21 protein-coding genes are annotated in these 20658 nt (G+C 62.6%); 15 read left to right on the top strand and 6 right to left on the bottom strand.

Going from position 1 to position 20658, the window contains the following annotated elements:
• Positions 1–20 precede the first annotated feature (20 nt).
• Together AC1HIY_RS08760 and AC1HIY_RS08755 are read left to right on the top strand one after the other, a co-directional pair.
• Entirely contained in the window at positions 21–1046 is a 1026-nt protein-coding gene (locus tag AC1HIY_RS08760; RefSeq protein ID WP_479576347.1) for a mandelate racemase/muconate lactonizing enzyme family protein, read from the top strand.
• A gap of 98 nt (positions 1047–1144) precedes the next feature.
• Positions 1145–1390 (top strand): hypothetical protein, encoded by a 246-nt coding sequence (locus AC1HIY_RS08755; RefSeq protein WP_479576346.1) that lies wholly within the window; start codon positions 1145–1147, stop codon positions 1388–1390.
• Positions 1391–1435: 45 nt separating this feature from the next.
• On the opposite strand, the gene AC1HIY_RS08750 is transcribed toward AC1HIY_RS08755, so the two are convergent.
• From AC1HIY_RS08750 to AC1HIY_RS08740, 3 genes are all read right to left on the bottom strand, one after another.
• The gene (locus AC1HIY_RS08750) at positions 1436–2914 is read right to left on the bottom strand and encodes a M16 family metallopeptidase (RefSeq protein ID WP_479576345.1); all 1479 of its coding nucleotides are present in this window, start codon (positions 2912–2914) and stop codon (positions 1436–1438) included.
• A 57-nt stretch (positions 2915–2971) separates the two neighbouring features.
• The gene (locus tag AC1HIY_RS08745) at positions 2972–4360 is read right to left on the bottom strand and encodes a M16 family metallopeptidase (RefSeq protein WP_479576344.1); all 1389 of its coding nucleotides are present in this window, start codon (positions 4358–4360) and stop codon (positions 2972–2974) included.
• A gap of 65 nt (positions 4361–4425) precedes the next feature.
• Entirely contained in the window at positions 4426–5412 is a 987-nt protein-coding gene (locus AC1HIY_RS08740) for an NAD(P)H-quinone oxidoreductase (protein WP_479576417.1), read from the bottom strand.
• 384 nt (positions 5413–5796) lie between these two features.
• On the opposite strand from AC1HIY_RS08740, the gene AC1HIY_RS08735 reads away from it, so the two are divergent.
• A complete protein-coding gene (locus AC1HIY_RS08735; RefSeq protein WP_479576343.1) occupies positions 5797–6630 on the top strand; it encodes a flagellin in 834 nt (277 codons plus the stop codon).
• Positions 6631–6810: 180 nt separating this feature from the next.
• Positions 6811–7638, top strand: coding sequence for a flagellin (locus AC1HIY_RS08730; RefSeq protein WP_479576342.1), 828 nt, complete (start codon positions 6811–6813; stop codon positions 7636–7638).
• A gap of 164 nt (positions 7639–7802) precedes the next feature.
• Here the strand turns inward: AC1HIY_RS08730 and AC1HIY_RS08725 are convergent, their stop codons facing one another.
• Positions 7803–8921, bottom strand: a complete 1119-nt coding sequence (locus AC1HIY_RS08725; protein WP_479576341.1) for a glycosyltransferase — start codon at positions 8919–8921, stop codon at positions 7803–7805.
• 497 nt (positions 8922–9418) lie between these two features.
• On the opposite strand from AC1HIY_RS08725, the gene AC1HIY_RS08720 reads away from it, so the two are divergent.
• From AC1HIY_RS08720 to AC1HIY_RS08705, 4 genes are all read left to right on the top strand, one after another.
• Positions 9419–9739: a flagellar export chaperone FliS gene (locus tag AC1HIY_RS08720; protein WP_479576340.1), complete on the top strand. Its 321-nt coding sequence runs from the start codon at positions 9419–9421 to the stop codon at positions 9737–9739.
• 63 nt (positions 9740–9802) lie between these two features.
• Positions 9803–11287 (top strand): flagellar filament capping protein FliD, encoded by a 1485-nt coding sequence (gene fliD, locus AC1HIY_RS08715; RefSeq protein ID WP_479576339.1) that lies wholly within the window; start codon positions 9803–9805, stop codon positions 11285–11287.
• Between the two features lie 63 nt (positions 11288–11350).
• Entirely contained in the window at positions 11351–11686 is a 336-nt protein-coding gene (gene fliT, locus AC1HIY_RS08710) for a flagellar protein FliT (protein ID WP_479576338.1), read from the top strand.
• A gap of 124 nt (positions 11687–11810) precedes the next feature.
• Positions 11811–12266: a hypothetical protein gene (locus AC1HIY_RS08705; RefSeq protein ID WP_479576337.1), complete on the top strand. Its 456-nt coding sequence runs from the start codon at positions 11811–11813 to the stop codon at positions 12264–12266.
• Between the two features lie 132 nt (positions 12267–12398).
• On the opposite strand, the gene AC1HIY_RS08700 is transcribed toward AC1HIY_RS08705, so the two are convergent.
• Together AC1HIY_RS08700 and AC1HIY_RS08695 are read right to left on the bottom strand one after the other, a co-directional pair.
• The gene (locus tag AC1HIY_RS08700; RefSeq protein ID WP_479576336.1) at positions 12399–13784 is read right to left on the bottom strand and encodes a sigma-54-dependent transcriptional regulator; all 1386 of its coding nucleotides are present in this window, start codon (positions 13782–13784) and stop codon (positions 12399–12401) included.
• Between the two features lie 209 nt (positions 13785–13993).
• Positions 13994–14647 (bottom strand): ATP-binding protein, encoded by a 654-nt coding sequence (locus tag AC1HIY_RS08695; RefSeq protein WP_479576335.1) that lies wholly within the window; start codon positions 14645–14647, stop codon positions 13994–13996.
• A 667-nt stretch (positions 14648–15314) separates the two neighbouring features.
• On the opposite strand from AC1HIY_RS08695, the gene AC1HIY_RS08690 reads away from it, so the two are divergent.
• The 7 genes from AC1HIY_RS08690 (at position 15315) to AC1HIY_RS08660 (ending at position 20645) form a co-directional block, all read left to right on the top strand.
• On the top strand, positions 15315–15653 hold the full coding sequence (locus AC1HIY_RS08690; RefSeq protein WP_479576334.1) for a flagellar basal body rod protein FlgB: 339 nt from the start codon (positions 15315–15317) through the stop codon (positions 15651–15653).
• A 60-nt stretch (positions 15654–15713) separates the two neighbouring features.
• Positions 15714–16214 (top strand): flagellar basal body rod protein FlgC, encoded by a 501-nt coding sequence (gene flgC, locus AC1HIY_RS08685; protein WP_479576333.1) that lies wholly within the window; start codon positions 15714–15716, stop codon positions 16212–16214.
• Positions 16215–16263: 49 nt separating this feature from the next.
• Entirely contained in the window at positions 16264–16557 is a 294-nt protein-coding gene (locus tag AC1HIY_RS08680) for a hypothetical protein (protein WP_479576332.1), read from the top strand.
• A 27-nt stretch (positions 16558–16584) separates the two neighbouring features.
• Positions 16585–16902 carry a flagellar hook-basal body complex protein FliE gene (fliE, locus tag AC1HIY_RS08675; protein WP_479576331.1) on the top strand — a complete coding sequence of 106 codons (318 nt, stop codon included), beginning with the start codon at positions 16585–16587 and terminating at the stop codon, positions 16900–16902.
• Positions 16903–16949: 47 nt separating this feature from the next.
• A complete protein-coding gene (gene fliF / locus AC1HIY_RS08670; protein WP_479576330.1) occupies positions 16950–18569 on the top strand; it encodes a flagellar basal-body MS-ring/collar protein FliF in 1620 nt (539 codons plus the stop codon).
• Between the two features lie 39 nt (positions 18570–18608).
• A complete protein-coding gene (fliG, locus tag AC1HIY_RS08665) occupies positions 18609–19673 on the top strand; it encodes a flagellar motor switch protein FliG (protein ID WP_479576329.1) in 1065 nt (354 codons plus the stop codon).
• Positions 19674–19787: 114 nt separating this feature from the next.
• Entirely contained in the window at positions 19788–20645 is an 858-nt protein-coding gene (locus AC1HIY_RS08660) for a FliH/SctL family protein (RefSeq protein WP_479576328.1), read from the top strand.
• Positions 20646–20658: the final 13 nt, after the last annotated feature.

Here is a 20658-nt window from a genome sequence, read left to right as displayed (position 1 = left end):
CCGCTCGTGCCTCGATGAAGATGACCGTTCAAACGCTCACGCTCCGCCTCGCGACGCCTTTTCGCATCGCGCACGGCACGAGCACCGAACGGCACAACGTCCTCGTCCACCTCGGCGACGGGCTCGGCGAGGGCGCGCTCCCTCCGTACTACGGCCTCTCGATGGAGGAGGTCGTCTCTTACCTCCATCGCCTCGACCTCGACGCACTGCTCGCCGAAGACGTGCCGCCGCTCGTGCACGTCCTCGACGCCCTTCCCCCCGGCCCCGCCCCCGCCCGCGCCGCCGTCGACCTCGCGCTCCACGATCTCTGGGGCAAGCGACTCGGCCATCCCCTCTATCGTCTGTGGGGCCTCGACCCCGAGCGCGCCCCCCTCAGCGCCCGCACCCTCAGCATCCCCGAGAGCAACGCCGCCTTCCGAAAAACCCTCGCGCGTCACCGGGACGCCCCCATTCTCAAGCTGAAAATCGGCTCGGGCTCAACGGAGCGTGACGAGGAGATCATCCGCATCGCCCGCGAGGAGACCGGCGCCCGGCTGTGCGTGGACGCGAACAGCGCCTGGAGCGTCCGCGAAGCCGCCCTGTTCATCCCTCGCCTGACCGAATACGACCTGCTGTTCATCGAACAGCCCATCCCCGCCGGCGACCCTGACGACTGGCACGTGCTCCGCCGCCACCTCCCCGCCGGAGTCCCCCCGCTCATCGCCGACGAGAGCGCCCACCGAACCGAAGATGCCATCGTGCTCGCCGGGGCCGCCGACGGCGTGAACGTAAAGCTCGCCAAAACGGGCGGACTCCACGAAGCGCGGCGCATGATCACCGTGGCGAAAGCGCTCGACATGAAGGTCCTTCTCGGCTGCATGATCGAAAGCTCCGTCGCCGTCACGGCCGCCGCTCACCTCGCCCCGCTCGCCGACTTCCTCGACCTCGACGGCACGGTCCACCTCGCCAACGACCCCTTCTCCGGCATACGCTTCGACAACGGGCGCATCACCCTCCCCGACCGCCCGGGCCTCGGCGTGACGGCCCGTGAAACGGCGCTCCCGTAAAACTCCGGAGTCCGCCGAACCTCACGCGCCGCCGCGTCATACGATGGGGAAAGACCCCGGTCTGCCACGCTTTCCTTTCCATCGAGCCGAACGACGCCATGAAAATCGCCTGTCCGAAGTGCGCCTATGAACCCCGGCCCCACGACCGGTGGCAATGCGAATGTATGACCCTCTGGAACACCTTCGATACGCAGGGCCGCTGTCCGGGCTGCGGAAAAGTATGGCGGCACACCGCCTGCCCCCGATGCGGACGATGGTCGCCTCATCACGAGTGGTACCACGACCTCCCGCCCATCGACATCGAGGAGGTGGAATCGGGAGAAGAGATTCCGGCGAAGGGATAACCGGGCGTCGATGATCCGCGCACGCCCCGTCTTTGAGAAAAGCGATCAGTCCGACTCGCCCGAAAACTCCGGAGGCGCCCCGAGCACGTCGGTGACGGAAAGGATCTTCACCGGTCCCAGGCCCTGCGCCCGCACCTGTTCTTCGATCACGCTCCGATCCCCCACGACCACGAGGACGAGGTTGTCGGGATCGACGTATTTTCGCGCGGCTTCCGCGACGGCCTCTCCCGTCACGGCGAGGATGCCGTCGGTGTATTTTTCGAAGGAATCGAGGGGCAGATCGAAGTTTTCGAGTTCGGCCAGACGCCCGGCTACCTGACGCACCGCCTGGAAATTCGCCGGAAAACGCATCGCGAGGAAGTTTTTCGCCCGGTCGACCTCCTCCGCCGGGATCGGCTCGCGGATGCCGCGAAGCTCTTTCATAAACTCCGCGAGCGACGGACCGGTGACGGCGGTTTGCACGTCGGCTCCGGCGACGAAGGCCCCCTGTTTCCGCCGCATGTCAAAACTCGAGCGAGCGCCGTAGGTGTATCCCTTGTCCTCCCGGAGGTTCTGGTTCAGCCGCGACGTGAACGAGCCGCCGAGGATCGTGTTCATCACCTGAATCGCATAATAATCGCCGGTGTCGCGTCCCGGACCGACGCGTCCGATACGGATGACCGACTGCGCCGCGCCGGGCTTATCGACGAGGTAGACGGTCCGCCCCGTCACCTGTGGGACGTCCGGCACATCCGGCTCGGAGGGCCCGGCTTCGGAGGACCACGCGCCGAGCGCCGCTTCGAGCTTCGGCATCACCTCGTCCGCGGTGACGTCTCCCACCACGATGAGCGCGGCGCGGGCCGGCCCGTAGTGCGCCGCATAATACGCTCGGAGGTCTTCCGTGGTGAACCGCCGGAGGTCGGCTTCCCGCCCGAGCGGATACCGCGCATACGGGTGGTCCTTGCCGAAGAGCGTCTGATAAAGCATCGCGCCGGCGATCTCACTCGGCTCGTCGTGGCGGCGGAGCATCTCCGTCAGGCGTTGGAGCCGAAGGCGTTCGAGATCGGCCTCCGGAAAGTCGGGCCGAAGCGTCACGTCGGCCATGAGCCCGAGGGCTTCGTCGAAACGCTCCGTAGGCACGCGGAGGCCGACCGTGGTGAGGAAATCGGAGGCGCTGACGGAGAAACGGGCGCCGAGATAATCGATCGCGTCGGAGAGCTCGAGCGCCGAGCGGCCGGCCGCGCCTTCGTCAAGCATGTCGGCGGTGAGGTCGGCGAGGCCGTACTGTCCCGGTCGCTCATACGCCTGCCCCGCTTCGACGAGCAGGAGCGCCTGCACGAGCGGGACCTGATGCTTCTCCACGACCCAGACGCTGAGACCGTTCGAGAGCGTGAAGGTATGGATGGGCGGAAGCGTGACGTGCGGAGCGGGACCGACGGGCGGCGGCACGCTCCGGTCCGGCGTCTGTGCCTTTGCCGGTCGCGCAGACCCGAGAATCACCGCTACAACGAAGAACCGGCAAAAGGTGAAGAGACTGCGTTTCATGATCCGAGGGGCTGAAGGAAAAGCATGGCGAGGCGGACGAGCGGCGGGACCGGCGGATCAGTCGCCGGGGGGCGTCGTCTCGGCGGCGGGCCGGCTGTCCGGAACGGCGAGGGCGGCGGCGCCCTCCGGGACGACGCTGAGCACGACGCGACGATCGGGCTGGAGATAGGCGCTCACGAAAGCCGACACGTCATTCGGGCTCAGCGCTTTGAGTGCGCTCAGGTCCTCGTTGAAATAGTCGGGGTTGCGCGTATAGTAAAAGTAGGCATTGAACTGATCGGCCTTCTGCCCGAGCAGTTCGAGCCGTTCGAGGAAAGCCGTCTCGTTCTGATTGACCACGCGGCTCATCTCCCGCGTGGACGGCGCTTCCGTGGCAAGACGGGCGACCTCCTCGTCGATCACGGCCCGCAATTCTTCGAGCGTGTGCCCCCTGCGCGCCGTCGCGACGATAAAAAACTCGGAGGCGAGTTTCTTGGAATTCTGGAAAGCGAAAACGTCCTGGGCGATCTGGAGGTCGTACACGAGCCGCTCGTACAGCCGGGCGTTTTTGCCACCTGCGAAGATCTCCGCCGCCACGTCCGCCGCCGGGTTGCCGGGCGCGAAGGCGGGCGGCGTGATCCACGCCATGTACAGCCGGGGCAACTGCACCCGATCCTCCATGACGATCCGTTTTTCGGCCTCGAGCGAAGGCGTCGGGGCATAGAGCGGTTCCACTTTCGGCCCCGCCGGGATCTCCGCGAACCATTTCTCCACGAGCGCCGGCGTCGTCTCCAGGTCAATGTCCCCGGCGATGACGAGGCTTGCATTGTTCGGCGTATAATATGTCTTGAAGAAGTCCACGACGTCCTCGTACGTCGCCGCCGAAAGATCCTCCATAGAGCCGATGACCGGCCAGTGATACGGGAAATTGGGCGGATAGAGGTTCTCTCCGATCGTCTGCCAGGCGAGTCCGTACGGCCGATTCTCATAACTCTGCCGCCGTTCGTTCTTGACCACGTCCCGCTGCCCATCCACTTTCTCGGGCGTCATCGCGTCGAGGAGATAGCCCATGCGATCGGATTCGATGAAGAGCGCCAGTTCGAGCCCGTTCCTCGCGAACGTCTGCATGTAGTTCGTACGGTCGTTCGTAGTCGAGCCGTTGGGCGAGCCGCCGACGGCTTCGAACCACTCGTCGATCTTGCCCTCCGGCACGTGCTTCGAGCCTTCGAACATGAGGTGCTCGAAGAGATGGGCGAAGCCCGTTCGCCCGGGTTTTTCATACGCCGAACCGACGTGATACCAGAGGTTGGTGCTGATCAGCGGCGTGGAAGCGTCGCGGTGGAGAATGACGTTCAGACCGTTTTCGAGGGTGAACTGCTTGTACGGCTGAACGATGTGCCCGTCCTGGGCCGAGGCGGTGAGCGCAAACAGGCCGAACGCCAGAAAAAAGAGATATCGTGGGGACATGTCGATGCGGATCCGTGGGTCGGGACAACGGTGATGCCGTACGTTATTTGGCCGGAAAAGGTTCTTCAGGCTCCCCGCACGCGCAAGACGATCTTGCCTACGTTGCGATTGGCCTCCATGCGCCGATGCGCCTCGGCGACCTCCTCCCAGTCGAACACGGAGTCTATCACGGGGCGAACCCGTCCTTCTTCGAGGAGAAAACGCAGGAGCGGGGCAAGTTCTTTCGTGAGCCGGATCTTGTATGCCAGGCTGCGATTGCGAAGCGTCGAGGCCACCACTTTTGCGCGTTTCTTGAAGAGGAGTCGGAGGTCGAGCCCCTCGAGGCCGGCCCCGCCCATCGTGGCGAGCAGGACGAGCCGCCCGTCCACGGCGAGCGTCCGAAGGTTGCGTGTGAAGTACGGAGCGCCGATGAAGTCGAGGATCAGGTCCGCGCCGCGCCCCCCGGTCGCCTCCCGTACCCGGACGGCGAAGTCCTCGGAGCGATAGTCGATGGTCTGCATGGCACCGAGGCTCCGGCAGTGCTCGTGTTTGGCCGCCGAAGCGGTGACCAGAGGATGCGCCCCGGCGGCCCGGGCGAGCTGGATCGCCGCGGTGCCGACGCCGCCGGCGCCTGCGTGGATGAGCACCCACTGCTCGGGGTGCATCTCGCCGAGCCAGTACAGCGCCTGATAGGCCGTGAGGAACGCCTCCGGGAGCGCGGCCGCTTCCTCGAAGGAGAGCCCCTCCGGGATCGCCATGGCCAGGTCCTCGTGCAGGAGGGCGTATTCGGCGTACCCGCCTCCCGCGAGAAGCCCGAAGACCCGGTCGCCCGGATTCCAGCGCCGCACTTCCGCCCCGGTCGCCTCGACGGTCCCCGCGAGTTCCAGCCCGAGGATGTCGCTCGCTCCTTCCGGCGGCGGATACTTCCCCTCACGCTGAAGCAAATCGGCCCGGTTGAGCGCCGTCGCCGCCACACGCACGAGCAGTTCCCGGGGGCCCGGCTGCGGCTTCGGCCGGACGCCCATCGCGAGCGCCTCCACACCGCCGGGGTGACGGACGACAACAGCTTTCATCATGGCGTCCCGGCTCGCGCCGTTTCTCTTTCAGGATACGCCCCGAAGATATGCGCCGGGAGCGATTGTTTTCCGCCCCTCCCGAAAAAAGGCAGGGGCGTCCAGGCCGTCACCCGCGTGTGCTTGCGTTCGGCCGCCCCGCGGTTACGGATTTCGTCCCTGAGACGCCCTTAGAGCCGCCTACCGCCCGCCCGCAGCATGCCCTGGTCCGGAGACGGGTTCAGAAAAGAATCGGACTCGTCTATCCCTTCCGGCAGGCCGGCTCACCAAAACCGGCTTCCGAAGAAAAAATATTTAAGGTCTGGAATCAACGGGACGATATACCCTTCAGCAACCGCCAATTGCTCTTAGTCCAGAACCGTTCACTCAACCAGGATAGGTATCATGGGAGCTTTCGGAGATTTCTCTCGAATCAATACGAATATCCAGTCGCTGGATGCGCTTCGGCGCTTTCAGATGACCAATCAAAACCTTGGCGTCCGCCAGATGAGGCTTGCCACCGGCAGCCGAATCAACCGGGCCGAAGATGACTCGGCCGGCTTCCACATCGCGAAGAAGCTGGAAGCACGGGTGAGGGGTCAGGCTCAGGCACTGGCCAACATCGGCGACGCCAAGAGCATGCTCACCGTTGCCGAGGGCAGCCTTGGAACCGTGATGGACATCCTTCAGACGATGAAGGAGAAAACCGTCCAGGCCGCCAACGACACGATGGGCACTTCGGAGCGCACTGCGATTGAGAACGAATTGCAGGCCCTCTCCGATGAAGTCACTGACATTCTGGACGACACCACGTTCAACAGCACCGCGCTGTTCACGTCGGCGACGTTCAGTTTCCAGGTGAACGCTGAATCCGGCGACTCCTTCGCCGTCACGATCGGCACCCTGTCGGTCGGACAGATGGGTCTCGCCACCGGTTCGATAGATGTGTCCTCGGCCTCCGTGGCCACGTCCCTCTTATCGACCATCGACACGGCGATCACCACCGTCGCAGACAAGCTTGCCGACATCGGTGACAGCCAGAAGCGGCTGACGTTCAAGCAGGATGCGATCTCGATAGCGATCACGAACAACGAAGCCGCGCGAAGCCGCATCGCGGACGCCGACTTCGCCAAGGAGCAAATGGAAATCGTCAAGCTTCAGATTCTGCAGCAGACGGGTACGGCGGCCCTGGCCCAGGCCAATGCGGGACCGCAGTCCATCCTCCAGTTGCTCCAGTAAGAAGGCGTCCCACCGTGGAAGCCGACTTTGACCAACGGAAACCGCTCGGATGACGCCCCCTCGGGAGTGCGACGGATGAGCAAAAAGAAAGTGCGGGACCGTGCTGCCACACAGTCCCGCACCTGAGACCCCCCTCAGTGCCTTTTAAACGACTCAGACTAACCTAAAGGAGGGAATATTATGGCTTTCGGAGATTTAACCCGAATTAATACGAACCTGCAAGCGCTGGATTCTCTCAACCAGCTGCAGATGACGAACCAGAACCTCGGCATGCGCCAGTTGCGGCTTGCCACCGGTAAACGCATAAACCGTGCCGAAGACGACTCCGCTGGTTTCAACATTGCCAAAAAGCTCGAGGCAAAAGTCCGCGGCCAGGCCCAGGCCCTTTCCAACGTGGGCGACGCCAAGAGCATGCTCACCGTAGCCGAGGGCAGCCTGGGCACCGTGATGGACATCCTTCAGACGATGAAGGAGAAAACCGTCCAGGCCGCCAACGACACGATGGGCACTTCGGAAAGAAGCGCCATTTCGGATCAGCTCAAGGCGCTTTCCGAAGAGGTCACCGACATTCTCGGAGACACGACCTTCAACAGCACGGCGCTCTTCACGTCCAGCGCCTTCTCGTTCCAGGTCAACGCGGAATCCTCAGACTCCTTCTCCGTGACGGTCGGCACGATGTCCGTCGGACAGCTCGGCGTGGCCACCGGCTCCATCGACGTGTCCTCAGCCTCGGCGGCCACCTCGCTGCTGAGCACCATCGACTCGGCCATCACGACCGTCGCCAACAAGCTCGCCGACATCGGTGACAGCCAGAAGCGGCTTTCCTTCAAGCAGGACGCCCTCTCGACGGCGATCACGAACAACGAGTCGGCCCGGAGCCGGATTGAAGACGCCGACTTTGCCAAAGAGCAGATGGAGATCGTCAAGCTCCAGATTCTCCAGCAGACCGGCATCGCTTCTCTGGCGCAGGCAAACTCCTCGCCGCAGGCCGTGCTGTCGCTGTTCTAGCTTTAACGCTGATACCCACCCTGGGAACGGTTCTGGCATAGCTCCCATGGGTTCCTGGATGGACTGGCACTCTATCCGGCACAGCCTCTCCACGAAAGTGGAGGGGCTGTTTGCTTTTCCGTCAAAGGCGGTTCCCTGCTCGGCTCTCCCGCGACAACGCGTCGCTAGGCTGCCCCTCGCATCTCCGCGTGCACGATGCCCGTCTTCAGGGAGCTGATCAGCGCCTTGACGATCTCCGGGTTAAACGTCTCCTCTCCCCTCAAGGAATTGAACACGCGGGCATGGTCGTCAAGCCCAATCTTTCCGCACACGACACTCAGCACACGAAGCAACTCGTCGGTACTGAGCACGAAGCGGACCGATGAACCGGCGGCGTCATTGAGGTTAAACGCTTCCAGCAACATCAGCACGCCGTCTCCGATCTGCCGGGCGCCGAGAAGCGCAAGCCCGGTCGTGTAATACGCCACCGGTTCCTCCCGATTGATCGTGAGCATCTCGTTCGAGTGCACAAGGGCCATAGGAATATTGTTGATCTTCAGACCCGTTTGCGCCGCGAGAAGGTGGGTATAAAAAGCGTTGTCCGGGGACAGATACGCATATTCCAGTTCATTGAAGAGGCGGGCCGCTTCTTCATATTCGTGCAGGACGAAATAGACCACCCCGAGTTGATAGCCATAATAGGCCCGGTGTTTCGCCGCGCGCGGATGCTCATATTCCTGCTTCAGCAGATCGATCCGGGTCGTGTATTTCTGCGCCATCTTCTCTTTCGACAACGCATAGCCGGTATGGATGATCTCGGCTTCGACGCGGCGCACTTCCCGCCCCGTGCGAGCCATGTAGGCCACGAGCGCGTCGTGCACCTGGTGATGCACCCGGCCCTCATATCGTATCCCGGGATCGTTTCGGAACACCCGCTCCTGCCACATACGATCCGCGGCGATGATCTGCCCGTCCGGCAACAGGTTACGAATGAGCACCTGAAGCGCCGCAAGCCTGGGATTCCTGAGCGCCTTCCGCACACGCTTCCAGTGCTGGGCATCCGGCAGATATTCATCGCCGTCGAGAACAAAGATGAAATCACCGGAAGCTTTTTCGAAGGTGTAGTTTCGGGCTTCTGCGAAAGACCCCGGCCACGCGATTTCCTCGAATACGTCCGCATATCTTCGGGCGATCTCCTGCGTCCCGTCGGTCGAGCCGGTATCGATCACCACGATCTCGTCGACATACGGGCGGGCCAGACGTAATCCCTTCTCGAGCGTCTGCGCTTCATTCTTGACCATCATGCTGAGGCTCAGGGACGGTTCTCGTCTCCTGTTCCGTTCCAGCCTTCGTGCGGCTCGGGCCATATTGTACTTCGGTTTTGCCTGTGGCGACTGAAAACCAGCCTGGATCTCCCGCCCAACGACCCACACGATTCGAAGTGATCCGTAAAGCGGGAGCGCCGGGGCGCCTATGCTTCGGGGATCGAAGCCGTTTGCGTGCCAATCGACTATGCCTCGATGTTGGCTTCCATCCCGCACCTTCCCCGTGAGCTCCCGATTTTCGCGGGGGGAGGCCCTGCCCCCCCTTTTTCCGGCTTAAGCCTTTCTCCTCTTTCGCCGATAACAGGCTTCAGAGAGCATTCCCGGCAGGACTGACCGACCGGAAAAGGTGTCCATCCCGGGAAAAAGCTTCCGCGCCATCAAGAACGGCAACGTTCAGGCTGCCAAAAAAACGAGAGAAGCATTCAGGCACACGCCTTGTCACCCACCCGACCTCTTGAATCCAACTCAGAAAAGCTATGCATACCGCTATCCGCATGCGTCAGTACCAGCAGCAAGCGGTTTCGTCTGCATCACCGGAACAGTTGATCACCAAGCTCTATGACATCGGCATCGCCGCCTGTCATAGAGAAGACCGCCACAAGCTGCGGGCCGTGCTCAAGGAGTTGATCTCCAGCCTGAACTTTGAGCAGGGCGGTGAGATCGCGCAAGGCCTGTACAACATCTACGAGTTCTGTCTGCGGGAAAGTATCAGCGGCAATCTGGATCTGATTCAGGAGTTACTGAACGATCTCCGCTCCGTATGGAAAGAACAGGTTATTGGCCGTAAAGCGGCCTGATGCGCAACGCGCGTGAACGACTCCTTCCGGGAGTTTTTTATCCCACAAAGCCTTTCGTGAGCCATGGTTAGTGCAGCCTTCCAGACGTTCAAGGCCAACGATCCTTATGAGCTGCTGATCAGCCAGATCATTCAGGTTGAGAGCCAACCATTGTATGATCTTCAGGTCAAACGGGATACCCAGGATCGCATCAGTTCGGCACTCGACACCTTCGACAGCGACGTCTCTTCGCTGCATACGCTGCTCTCGAGCTTCACCGACACGTTCTCGAACCCGTTCGCGGCCCGCTCGGCGGAGCTCTCGGACGCCACGTCTTTTTCCGTCACTGCCGGCGACGAGGCTCCTCTCGGCAGCCATTCACTCCAGGTGCTCCGCCTGGCCTCGACCGATACGCGCATCTCGCAACAGTATACCTCCAGCGGTTCTTCCCTGCGAAGCTTTTTCGACACGAATGGAGAGCAGACCTTCGAGATCAACGTCACCAGTCCCACCGATACGGATCCCAATAACCGGGTGGCGATTTCCGTCACCGTCAACCCTACGGGCACGACAGACGAAGAAATCCTCGACGAGATCTCCCTCGCGATCAATGATGCGATGGACGCCGCTATCGACGCCGGCACGATCCAGACCGTCGAGGCGGCGAACGCTTCCGTCGTCAACGAAACTACGGACACCGCTCGTCTCTCGCTCCGCAGCGGGCAAACGGGCTATGCCAACCGTCTCGAATTCACCGACTCCGCCGCGGGACTTCTGGCCCAGCTCGACGTCACCAACGCCGCCGTCGCCACCGGGACCGGCGGCGGTCAGGTAACCAGCGTCGGCACGAGCGAGACGGATTCGGAACTCAACGCCCAGTTCGTCCTCGACGGCCTCACGATCTACCGGAGCAGCAACCAGGTCACCGATGCCCTCCAGGGACTCACGCTCGACCTCAAGCAGGTCGGCGATCCCTTTGACTTCAGCGTCGGACCGGACACCGAGGGCATCACGGATCAGATCAGCGACTTCATCAGCAAATACAACGCAATCCTCGAATTCATCGACGGAAACACACAGGTCGACAGCGACCTCGACATCCGGGCGGACTTCGCCGGGGATTCGCTGCTCACCGGGCTGAAATTCGGCATGCGGAGCGACATTGCCCAGCAGGTGACCGGGCAGCCCGTCGGCGCTCCCACGCTCCTGACCGAGATCGGGATTACGATCAACGACGACGGCACCCTCGAACTCTCCGACACCGATGCCCTCACCGACGCGCTCAGCGAAAACGCTGACGCCGTCCAGTCCCTCTTCTCCGGGAGCGACGGCATCGCCACGCGTCTCAAAGATCGCCTCGACACCTACATCGGCACGGACGGCCTGATCGACAATCGCATGGATTCCGTCGACGACCGCATCTCCCGCCTCGACGACCAGATCACCGATTACGAGGACCGACTCACGCAACGCGAAGATCAACTCCGTCAACAGTTCGCACGGCTCCAGGAAGCCCTCGCGCTGTTTCAGGGTCAACAACAAACCCTCGGCAGCTTCTTTGGCTTCTGATCTCCTGGTTTCGGAAGAGTGGCATATGTTTTGATGTACTGCTCCTTAGACCAGTGAGATGCCATGCAATCCCCTCTGATTCAATCAATTTTTGATCTCGGAGATCGTATGTACGAAGCGTTGATGCAAGAAGACCTCGACGCCTTTCTGCAGCGCTTATCCGAACGCACTGCCTTGATTGATTCCCTGCACGACGCGGCCCACATCCCGCCGGCGGAACGGAAGGAGATCGCATCCGGCCTGGTCCGGCAGCAACGACGCCTGGAGGAAGCCCTGGCACGGCAAGAGACCCGGTTGAGCGAAGCGCTCGCACGTCTGACGACCCATCGCACGGCGCATCAGACCTACCGCCGGCGCCCGCCTCGCCGCCCCCTGTTGAACAAAAATCTTCAGGGCTAGTTCGTGAAGAAGGCTCCCCCTCTGGCGCTCCGCAACTGCTTCACCGTTTGATGCTCCCATTCTTATCATCACCGTTCTTCGCGACTCCATCGTGTGAACAGCGGACTTAACCCGCTTCAGTGTTATGGATATTCGAAACATTGCCTCATCGGGCCTTCAAGGGGCCACGCCCATTCAGCCGACTTCGCCCGGTGAAGCCGGAAAAACGGAATCCGGCGCGCCCGCCGCTCATCCCTCCGGCGCACCCTCCGCCCTGCCTCAGGATCGGATCGAGCTTTCCGACGTCGTTCGGGGGCGTCTTCCGAACACGCAGCGGGGCCGAGAAATCGCCTTCGCACGCAAGGCCCTCCAGGAGCTCCCGCCGTTGAGCGAAGAGCGACTCTCGAAAATCCGAGACCGGATGGAGAGCGGCTTCTACTCACGAACGGACGTGCTGCAAAAAGTTGCCGATCGTCTTGCCGGTGAAGTGGCGGGCGAACCGCCGCAGGCCGAAGATATCTATCCGCCCGAAGGTGAACAGGACATCTATCCCCCTACGGCGGAAGACGTCCTGTATCCGCCCGACGTCGAAGGTGCGTGACGGACCCGTCCTTTCCTGCCTCCGGTAATTCTTTCCCCTGCCGGAGCAGCCCCTCCAGAAATCACGGGCGCGTGTCCGGATCATGATACGCGCCAGGGACTGACAACGCCCTGACGCCGCACCCGCGCGACGTCAGGTGATGTGCCCCTCTTCCCGGTACTTCCGCAGCTTGTTCCGAATGGTCCGGGCGCTGATGCCGAGACGCTCCGCTGCGAGTTGCTGGTTGTTGCCCGACTCAGAGAGCGCCTGAAGGATCATGTACCGCTCCATGTCCTCGATGGTCTGCATCTTTTCGTCGGGCCGTTTCCCGCTTCCGTTGGCTTCGGCCTCGGCGAAGAACTCATCGAACACGTGTTCCACCTCGATGGTCTCCTCGTCGGCGGATAGGATCACCCCGCGCTGGACCATGTTTTCGAGTTGGCGCACGTTCCCGGGCCAGGAATGAGACTTGAAGCGCCTCATGAGGTCCTTGGAGAGTTTTTTCTCCGGAAGGCCATAGAGTTCGCAGTATTTGCGCACGAAATGTTTCGCGAGTAACGGCACGTCGGAAATGCGCTCGCGCAGAGGCGGCACCATCAGAGGAAAAACCGAGAGCCGGTGATAGAGGTCCTCGCGAAAGATGCCTTCGGCGATGGCGTCTCCGACGTTTCGGTTGCTCGTAGCGATCACGCGGACGTCCACCTTCTGCGGCTCGGTCGTCCCCACGCGCTGAAATTCGCGCTCCTGCAACACGCGCAGGAGTTTGGCCTGCACGGCCGGTTCCACCTCGGTGATCTCGTCGAGCAGGAGGGTCCCGCCGTCGGCCCGCTCGAAGGCGCCGACCATGTCGTCGATGGCGCCGGTGAACGCTCCTTTCCGATGCCCGAAAAGGTGGCTCTCCACCAGTTCACGGGGCAGGTTGGCGCAATTGATCGTCACATACGGCCCTTCAGCGCGCTCGCTCATCAGATGGATCTGTCGGGCGAGCACTTCTTTACCCGTCCCGCTCTCGCCCTGGATAAAGACCGGCGCGCGGTTCTTGGCCACGCGGGGCAGCCGCTCCTTGAGCCGCTGGATGTTGGGGGACTCTCCGATAAAGGAGACCTTCGCCTGCTTCTTCCGGGAAGCGCTCGCCTTCGCCCGCGTCTTCGGTTTTTCGGAGTCCGCGGCCGGAGTCGCCAGAGAGGCCTTGACCCGCTCCACCAGATCCGCCGTCGCGAAAGGCTTGGCGATATAGTCGATGGCGCCGTACTGCATCGTCCGGACGGCATGTTGCACGTTGGCGTGGGCCGTGATCATGATCACGCGCGTCTCCGGATACTCCTGTCGGATGTGCGCCAGGAGCTCGAGCCCGTCCATGTCCGGCATCATGAAATCCGTGACGACAAGGTCGAAGGCCTGTTCCTTGAGGATCTCCATGGCCTGGGTGGCCGTCGAGCAACTGACCACCTCCATCCCGTGCCGGGCAAAAAGTCGTTCGAATAGATTATGTAAGAGTTGCTCGTCGTCGACGAAGAGAATACGGGGTTGACGATCCATGAACCTTTGCTTGCGGTACGTACGACATTCACCTTCAGACCTCCCGGCCTCACCGCAATATAAGGTGAAAATGCCCGCATCCACAGGATGGCCTAATATTTCGCCCCTGAGTCGCCGCTTTCCAGCCCGGTCGGAGCGTGCGTGGCAGCCCCCGGCATCTTTTCGCGCCGTCGACGAAATGCTCTTCGTCTCCCCTATGCGTTTCCGCGTCAGGCCCCGGTTTCGTGGATCGGCAACGTCAAGACGAACCGGACGCCCGTCTCCGGATCGTTTGCCGAGAGACGCAACGTGCCCCCGTGCGCCCGTGCGATCCGCCGCGCAAGCGTCAACCCGACGCCGAGGTTATGCGCCTTCGTGGTAAAAAACGGGGAGAAGACTTTCGTCTCGGCATCTTCGAACGGGATGAAGCCGTCATTTTGGATCACGAAATGAAAGGATCGGTTGGCGTGATCCCCTTCGGTAGCGAACAGGATCGCCCCGCCCTGTCGGGTGGCATCGATGGCGTTTTGAACCAGGATGAGGAGCGCCTGCCGGAGGAGCACCGGGTCGGCGCGAAGCTGGACGTCCGCGTCTTCCTTCACATCGAAGCCGATGCGTTCGAGATCGTCGTCGTCGAGGGCGGCCACGAGCGCGTCGAGCACGGCGCTGACGGGCAGGCATTGCACCACGGGCGCAATCTCGCGGCCGTACCGCTGAAGATCGGCCAGAACCCGTTCGATTCGCATGGCGCTCTCGAGGATGCGAAGCGCCAGGTCGCGTTGCTCTCGCATGGCCAGCGAGTCGATGAGCAGATCCGTATACCCTTCGATCCCCGTCACGAGCCCGCGTATCCGGTGCGCGAGCACCTGAGCGAGATGCGTCAACGGTTCGTCCGAGGAGGACCTCGAACGTGGGCTCTGATTCGAACGCTGTGCCGTAGAGGAGGCCAAGTCGGTGTGCCGTAAGAAAACGTCGTTCACGTGATGCTGCGTCTATGCAAACTGCGCGATGAAACGGAAGGCGTTTGCACGTACGAAGCGCTCGGTCAAATCATATGCCACCGACGAAGCTGCCGGATGGAGCAGCGTTGCGATCCCGTTCCCGCTCCGGTCCGCCTCTTCGCCCCACGAACCCGTGGATGCTATGAAACGCGCCGGCGTTCTCCCTGACGCGTAGATCCGACCTGCGCACGGCCCTCCTTCATATCGGCCGGGAGATCCTGAAGCTGAAGGGAAACCGCAGATTTCATCGTCCGAACGTCAGGCAATTCTTTCCCCGCCACGTACTTTTTTCCCGGCATCGATCTGCATGCGCGCGTTCCCCGGGCGCCCTCGCGCGCGCATCCGTCGCTGGCCCTGCGCCCGTCGCTTTCGGGCGGCGGCTCTCCGGGAATGCATCCGTTCTCGCGGGTATTCTCGCTCACGCCGGCCTGTCTCTCCTTCCGCTCTCGGCGCCCGCCCGGGCATACCGCCCCCGCCCCTTCGCACAAAGGGCACAATGGTTGCATCGCGGCTGCGTGCAGTCACGCTATCCTGAAGTCTAGGAGCGGTTATGGAAACGCCCAAGCTCAAACTCCTCTCACGCGCCATGCAGGCCTATACGTGGCGCATGCAGGCGCTCTCGGCCAACATCGCCAACCTCGACACGCCCGACTACCAACGCGTATCGGTCACGTTTGAGGAAACTTTACAGGAGGTGCGCCATGAGGTGCCCGGCAGTCGCGACGTAACCGACGTCAAGCCGAAGATGCGGGTCGAGGAAGGTCCGCCGGTTCTGGAAAACGAACTGATGGAGCTGGCCGACACGCAGATGCGCACCCAGTTTGCCACACGCGCGCTCAAGGAGCACTTCGGCATGCTCCGCATGTCGATCACGGGACGCACGGGCTAACGCCGCCTGGCCCGACGCTAACCTCCGCCCCCCTTCTATCCTCCGCACTCCCGCCGCTCCATGCTGATCAACGAACGTTTCTTCAGTGTTTTCCGAACGTCTGCACGCGGTATGCAGGCCCAGCGGATCGCGCTCGGCGCCGCCTCGGAGAACATCGCCAACGCCTCCACCACCCGCACCGCCGACGGCTCTCCGTACGCCATCAAACGCGCCGTGCACCGCGTCTCCGACGAAGAATACACGAGGTTCTCGGACCTGATCAGCCAGGTCAATGGCGAGATGTCCACCAAAGACGGGCGGCACCTGAGCGGCCCCACGCTGCGCACCCGGCTCCACAAGGCCGAGCTCGGCCCCACCACGGAGATCGACGAAAAGATCCGGCTGCGGCAGGAATACGACCCCACCCACCCGCACGCCGACGCCGACGGATACGTCTACTATCCGGACGTCAACATCGTCGAGGAGATGGCCATGATGGTTTCCGCAAGCCGGATCTATGAAGCCAACCTCTCGGCGGTGCAAACGGCCAAGGACATGATCAAGAGAACTCTCGACATCTGAGCCACGATTCGACGCATACGTTGACCACGCCGACTTTTTCCGAGATCACATGAGCAACCGCATCAACTCTTTTTTGAACGGATCGATTCATCCGTATCAGCGGACGTCTTCCGCGCGCGAACCGGTCCCGGCGCAGAAGGCTCCCGATGCACCGAAGCCGGCAGCCGCCCGACGCACCGAAGCCGCCGTGCCCGGCCCGCCGCTCTCGCCCGAGGAGCAGCAGATGATCGCTCGTGAGTTTCCGCCCACGCCGGCGCTTTCGCTCCGGCTCTACGGTCCCGGCGCCGGCAGCCGCACCATGACGCCCCGGGCCCTCGGCAGCCGTCTCGACCTCCGAGCCTGATCCCAAAGAAGCCAACCCGCGTTCCTCATGACTCTCTCCGAACTCCAACGGATGCGTTCTGCCGGTATTTCCGGCTCCGACGATCCTCGCAGCCTTCCCCGTCCCCGCATGGGCGCCGGGGACGGCGCCGGTTTCACCGAAACGCTGAAAGAAGCCATCGAAAGCGTGGACGGCGCGCAGAAAGAGGCGGGCGAACAAATGACGGCCTTCATCTCCGGAGAACAGGAGAACGTGCACGAAGTGATGATCGCGATGAACCAGGCCCAACTCTCGTTTCAACTCATGACGGAAGTCCGAAACAAGATGCTGGATACCTATCAGGAATTAATGCGCATGCAGGTCTAGCATACGCCCCCCATCCTTGAGCATAGACAGGGAGTACTCGAAGTAGGATGAACGGATTTTTGGAACAGTTCACGGAGTTTCTCAAACGTCTCCCTCCCCGCCAGAAACTGGCCCTGGGCGCGGTTATCCTCGGCAGCATCGCCATACTCGCCGGCGTCGGCTACTGGGCGAGCCGTCCTGATTATGCCCTCCTCTTCAGCAACCTCAAACCCAGCGAGGCCAGCCGCGCCATCGAGACCCTCACGGACAAGGGCGTCACGTATGAGTTGAAGGAGAACGGCACGGCCATCTACGTGCCGCGCGAGAAGGTGTACGAACTTCGACTGACCATGATGGGCGAAGACGTCATCTCGGACGGCCCCCTCGGCGACAAGCTCTTCGACACCGGGGCGCTCGGGATGACCAACTTCATGCAGAAGGTGAACCTCCGCCGCGCCCTTGAAGGGGAACTCGCCCGCACGATCGCCAGCCTCAAACAGGTGAGCATGGCGCGCGTGCATCTGGTCCTGCCCGAGAAACGCGCCTTCTCGGATACCCAGAGCCCCGCCACCGCCTCCGTCGTGCTCCAACTCAACGGCAACAGCACCCTGACCGAATCGCAGACCCTCGGCATCACCTCGCTCGTCGCCGGAGCGGTCGAAGGCATGAATCCCGCAGACGTCACGCTGCTCGACACGCGCGGCAACCTGCTCTCCAACCCCAACCAGGGCGACACCGACGTGATGCTCACGTCGACGCAACTCGATATGCAACGCGATGTCGAAACACACCTTGCCCAGAACGGGCAGTCGATGCTCGACCGCGTCCTCGGGCAGGGCAACGCCATCGTTCGCGTGGCGGCCACGCTCGACTTCACCCGCTCGCTCGTCGAAACCAAGAACATCGACCCGGAGAGCGCTACGGTCATCAGCGAGGAACGTCTGGAGGAAAACTCCGACGTGGACACGGCCAAGTCCTCCGTTAAAAACTACGAGTTGAGCGAGACCCGGGCGCGGACGGAGAAGAGCATCGGCGAGCTCTCCTATCTCACCGTGTCGGTCATCCTCAATCAGAAGATGTCGACGCCGCCCGCGGACGACCCCGAGGCCAAACCGCAACCCCGCCCCTACACCGCCGATGAGCTGGCCGAGATCGAGGCGCTCGTCAAGAATGCCGTCGGCTTCAAAGAAGAGCGCGGCGACCGGTTTGCCATTTCCCAGACCGTCTTCGACAACAGCATCAACGAACAGATAGCTGCCGATTTCCGCGAGCAACAGTTTAAAGAAGAGGTACAACTCTATGTGCGATATGGACTTATGGCCCTCGCCATCCTCCTTGCGCTCTGGCTGATGCGCTCGGCCGCGCGACGCACCACGGAGCTCGTCCACGGAGAATCACAGGCCCTGGCCGACGCCGACCCGGCAGCGCTCCCGGAGGGCCAGGTTCCTGCCGGGCTCCCGGACGGCGCCGCCGACGTAAACCGCCGGCTCACCGCTCCTCAAGAGGAAGAGTTCATTCTCGTCGAAGACATCTACACGAGTAAACTCTCCGCCGAAGCCAAAGCCCGGATCAAGGCCAAGCACAAGCTCTTCGAAGAGATCAAAGAGCAGATCGCCAAGCATCCCGAGGACACCGCAGAACTGCTCATCTCGTGGATGGCCGAGGACCCCCAGCCGGTAGAAGCCTGACCTTCCCCGACCTCCCCGACCTCAACCCTCAGACCGCCCATGTCCGAAGCCGTCGCAACCGTAGAGAAAACCCCTGAGGTGAATGATACGCCGGATTACGCCGCGATCTCCAAGAGCCTCTCCGGAGCCAAGAAAGCGGCCATTCTGCTCGTATCCATCGGCACCGAGGCCGCCAGCGCCGTCTTGCGCGCCCTTCCCGCCGAGGAAGTCGAGCGCATCTCCATCGAAATCGCCAAGCTTCGGAACGTATCGAGCGATCTCGTCGAGACGGTCTTGTTCGAGTATCGCGACATGACCATGGCGCACGACTACATCACGCAGGGCGGCATCAACTTCGCGCGTGAGGCCCTCCAGAGCGCCCTCGGCCCACGCCGCGCGGAAGAGATCATCATGAAGATCGAGGCGGCCATGCAGGTCTCGGCCTTCCACCTGCTTCAGACCGTCGAGACGAGCCAGTTGGCCAACTTCCTCAAGAACGAACATCCGCAGACGGCTTCGCTCATCCTCGCCAACCTCAACCCCAGAAAAGCCGCCGACATCATCGGTCACTTCGATCAGGAGCTTCAAAACGAAATCATGTACCGCCTCGCGACGATGGGCAAGACCTCTCCCGAGCTCCTGCGCGACATCGAGGAGGTGATCCGCGACCAGATCGGTTCGGTCATCGGGACGGAGCTGAGCATGCAGGGCGGCATCGAAAAGGTGGCGGAGATCCTCAACAGCATCAGCCGCTCCGCCGAACGCAACATCATGGAGGGCATCCGGGAGCGCGATCCGGAACTGGCCAACAGCGTCAAGGGGCTCATGTTCGTCTTCGACGACCTCGTCAACGTGAACGAACGCGACCTCCAGCGGCTCCTCGTCGAAGTGGAGCAGAAAGACCTGGTGCTGGCGCTCAAGGGCGCTTCGCCGGACCTGCAGGAGAAGATGCTCAAGAACGTCAGCGAGCGGGCGGCGGCCATGATCCAGGAGGAGATCGAACTGATGGGACAGGTGCGGGTGCGCGACGTGGAGGAAGCCCAGCGCCGCATCCTCGAGGTGGCCCAAACCCTCGAAGAACAGGAGGAAATTACGCTCTCCCGTTCGAAGGACGACTACGTATAGACCCGTACTTGCCGGTTGGCGGATCGATCAGGCCGGTCGTTGTCTACTCGAACGATCGCCCTATCGAACGATCGACCTTGCTCTCCTTCATGCTCCCAACGTTTCACGCGACCGATGCATACCCTTCCCAGAATCATCAAGTCGGACACCGCGCAGGTTGTCGGCGCACCCGAACCCCAGTCTTCCGAGCGGCTTCAACGCCGCATCCCGCGCACCCGCATTGCAGTCGCGCCCGTGGAGGCGGAAGAGGAGACGCCTTATCGGCTGAGCGGCGTCGTGCGACGGAACGAGGCGGCCCTGCTCGCCGAGCCCTTCGAGTTGCCCGCCCTCGCTCCGGAGCCCGAGTTCCCGCTGGCCGCCCCGGAGCCCGAAGCCGTCGAGCCGGTGGAGCCGCCCCCGCCGCCGCCCGTAGACCCCGAAGCGCTGAAGGCCGAGTGGGACGCCGCCTGGCAGGCGCGCATGACCGTGGCGGTCGAGCAAGCGCGGAAAGAAGGCTATGACGCCGGACGCGCCGAGGCGGAAGAAGCGCTCCGCGCAGAGGTTGCATCCGCGAAAGCCGCCTTCGTCGCGGATGCCGCGCGCCTCAAGGAAGCCTGGCGGGCCTTCATGGAAAAAGCCGAACCCATGCTCGCTCATCTGGCCTTCACCACGGCCCGCACCATCCTCGACGCGCCGCTCCCCACCGATGTCAAGGACCTCGCCACCCGGACCCTCTCAAAGGCCGTCGACCGCCTGGCCGGTGAAGCGCAACTGCGCATCAGCCTCCACCCCGTCGACCTGCTTCGCCTTCGGGAATCCGGCCTGGCGGACGAGCTTTCCGCCGCGCACCCCGGCCTCGAATGGGATTCCGACGAAAGGCTCCAGGAAGGCGACTGGATCGTGCAGTCTCCCGCCGCCATGATCCGCCACGTCAAAGAGGAGCTTCTCGCAACGCTCCGCGAGCGCCTGGGCCTGCCCCCGCTCGACCACTGATCCGCGCCGGCGC

It is taken from the genome of Rhodocaloribacter sp. (assembly GCF_056451265.1).
The sequence above is the reverse complement of the archived record's forward strand: the minus strand, read 5'-3'. Positions and strand labels throughout refer to the sequence as shown.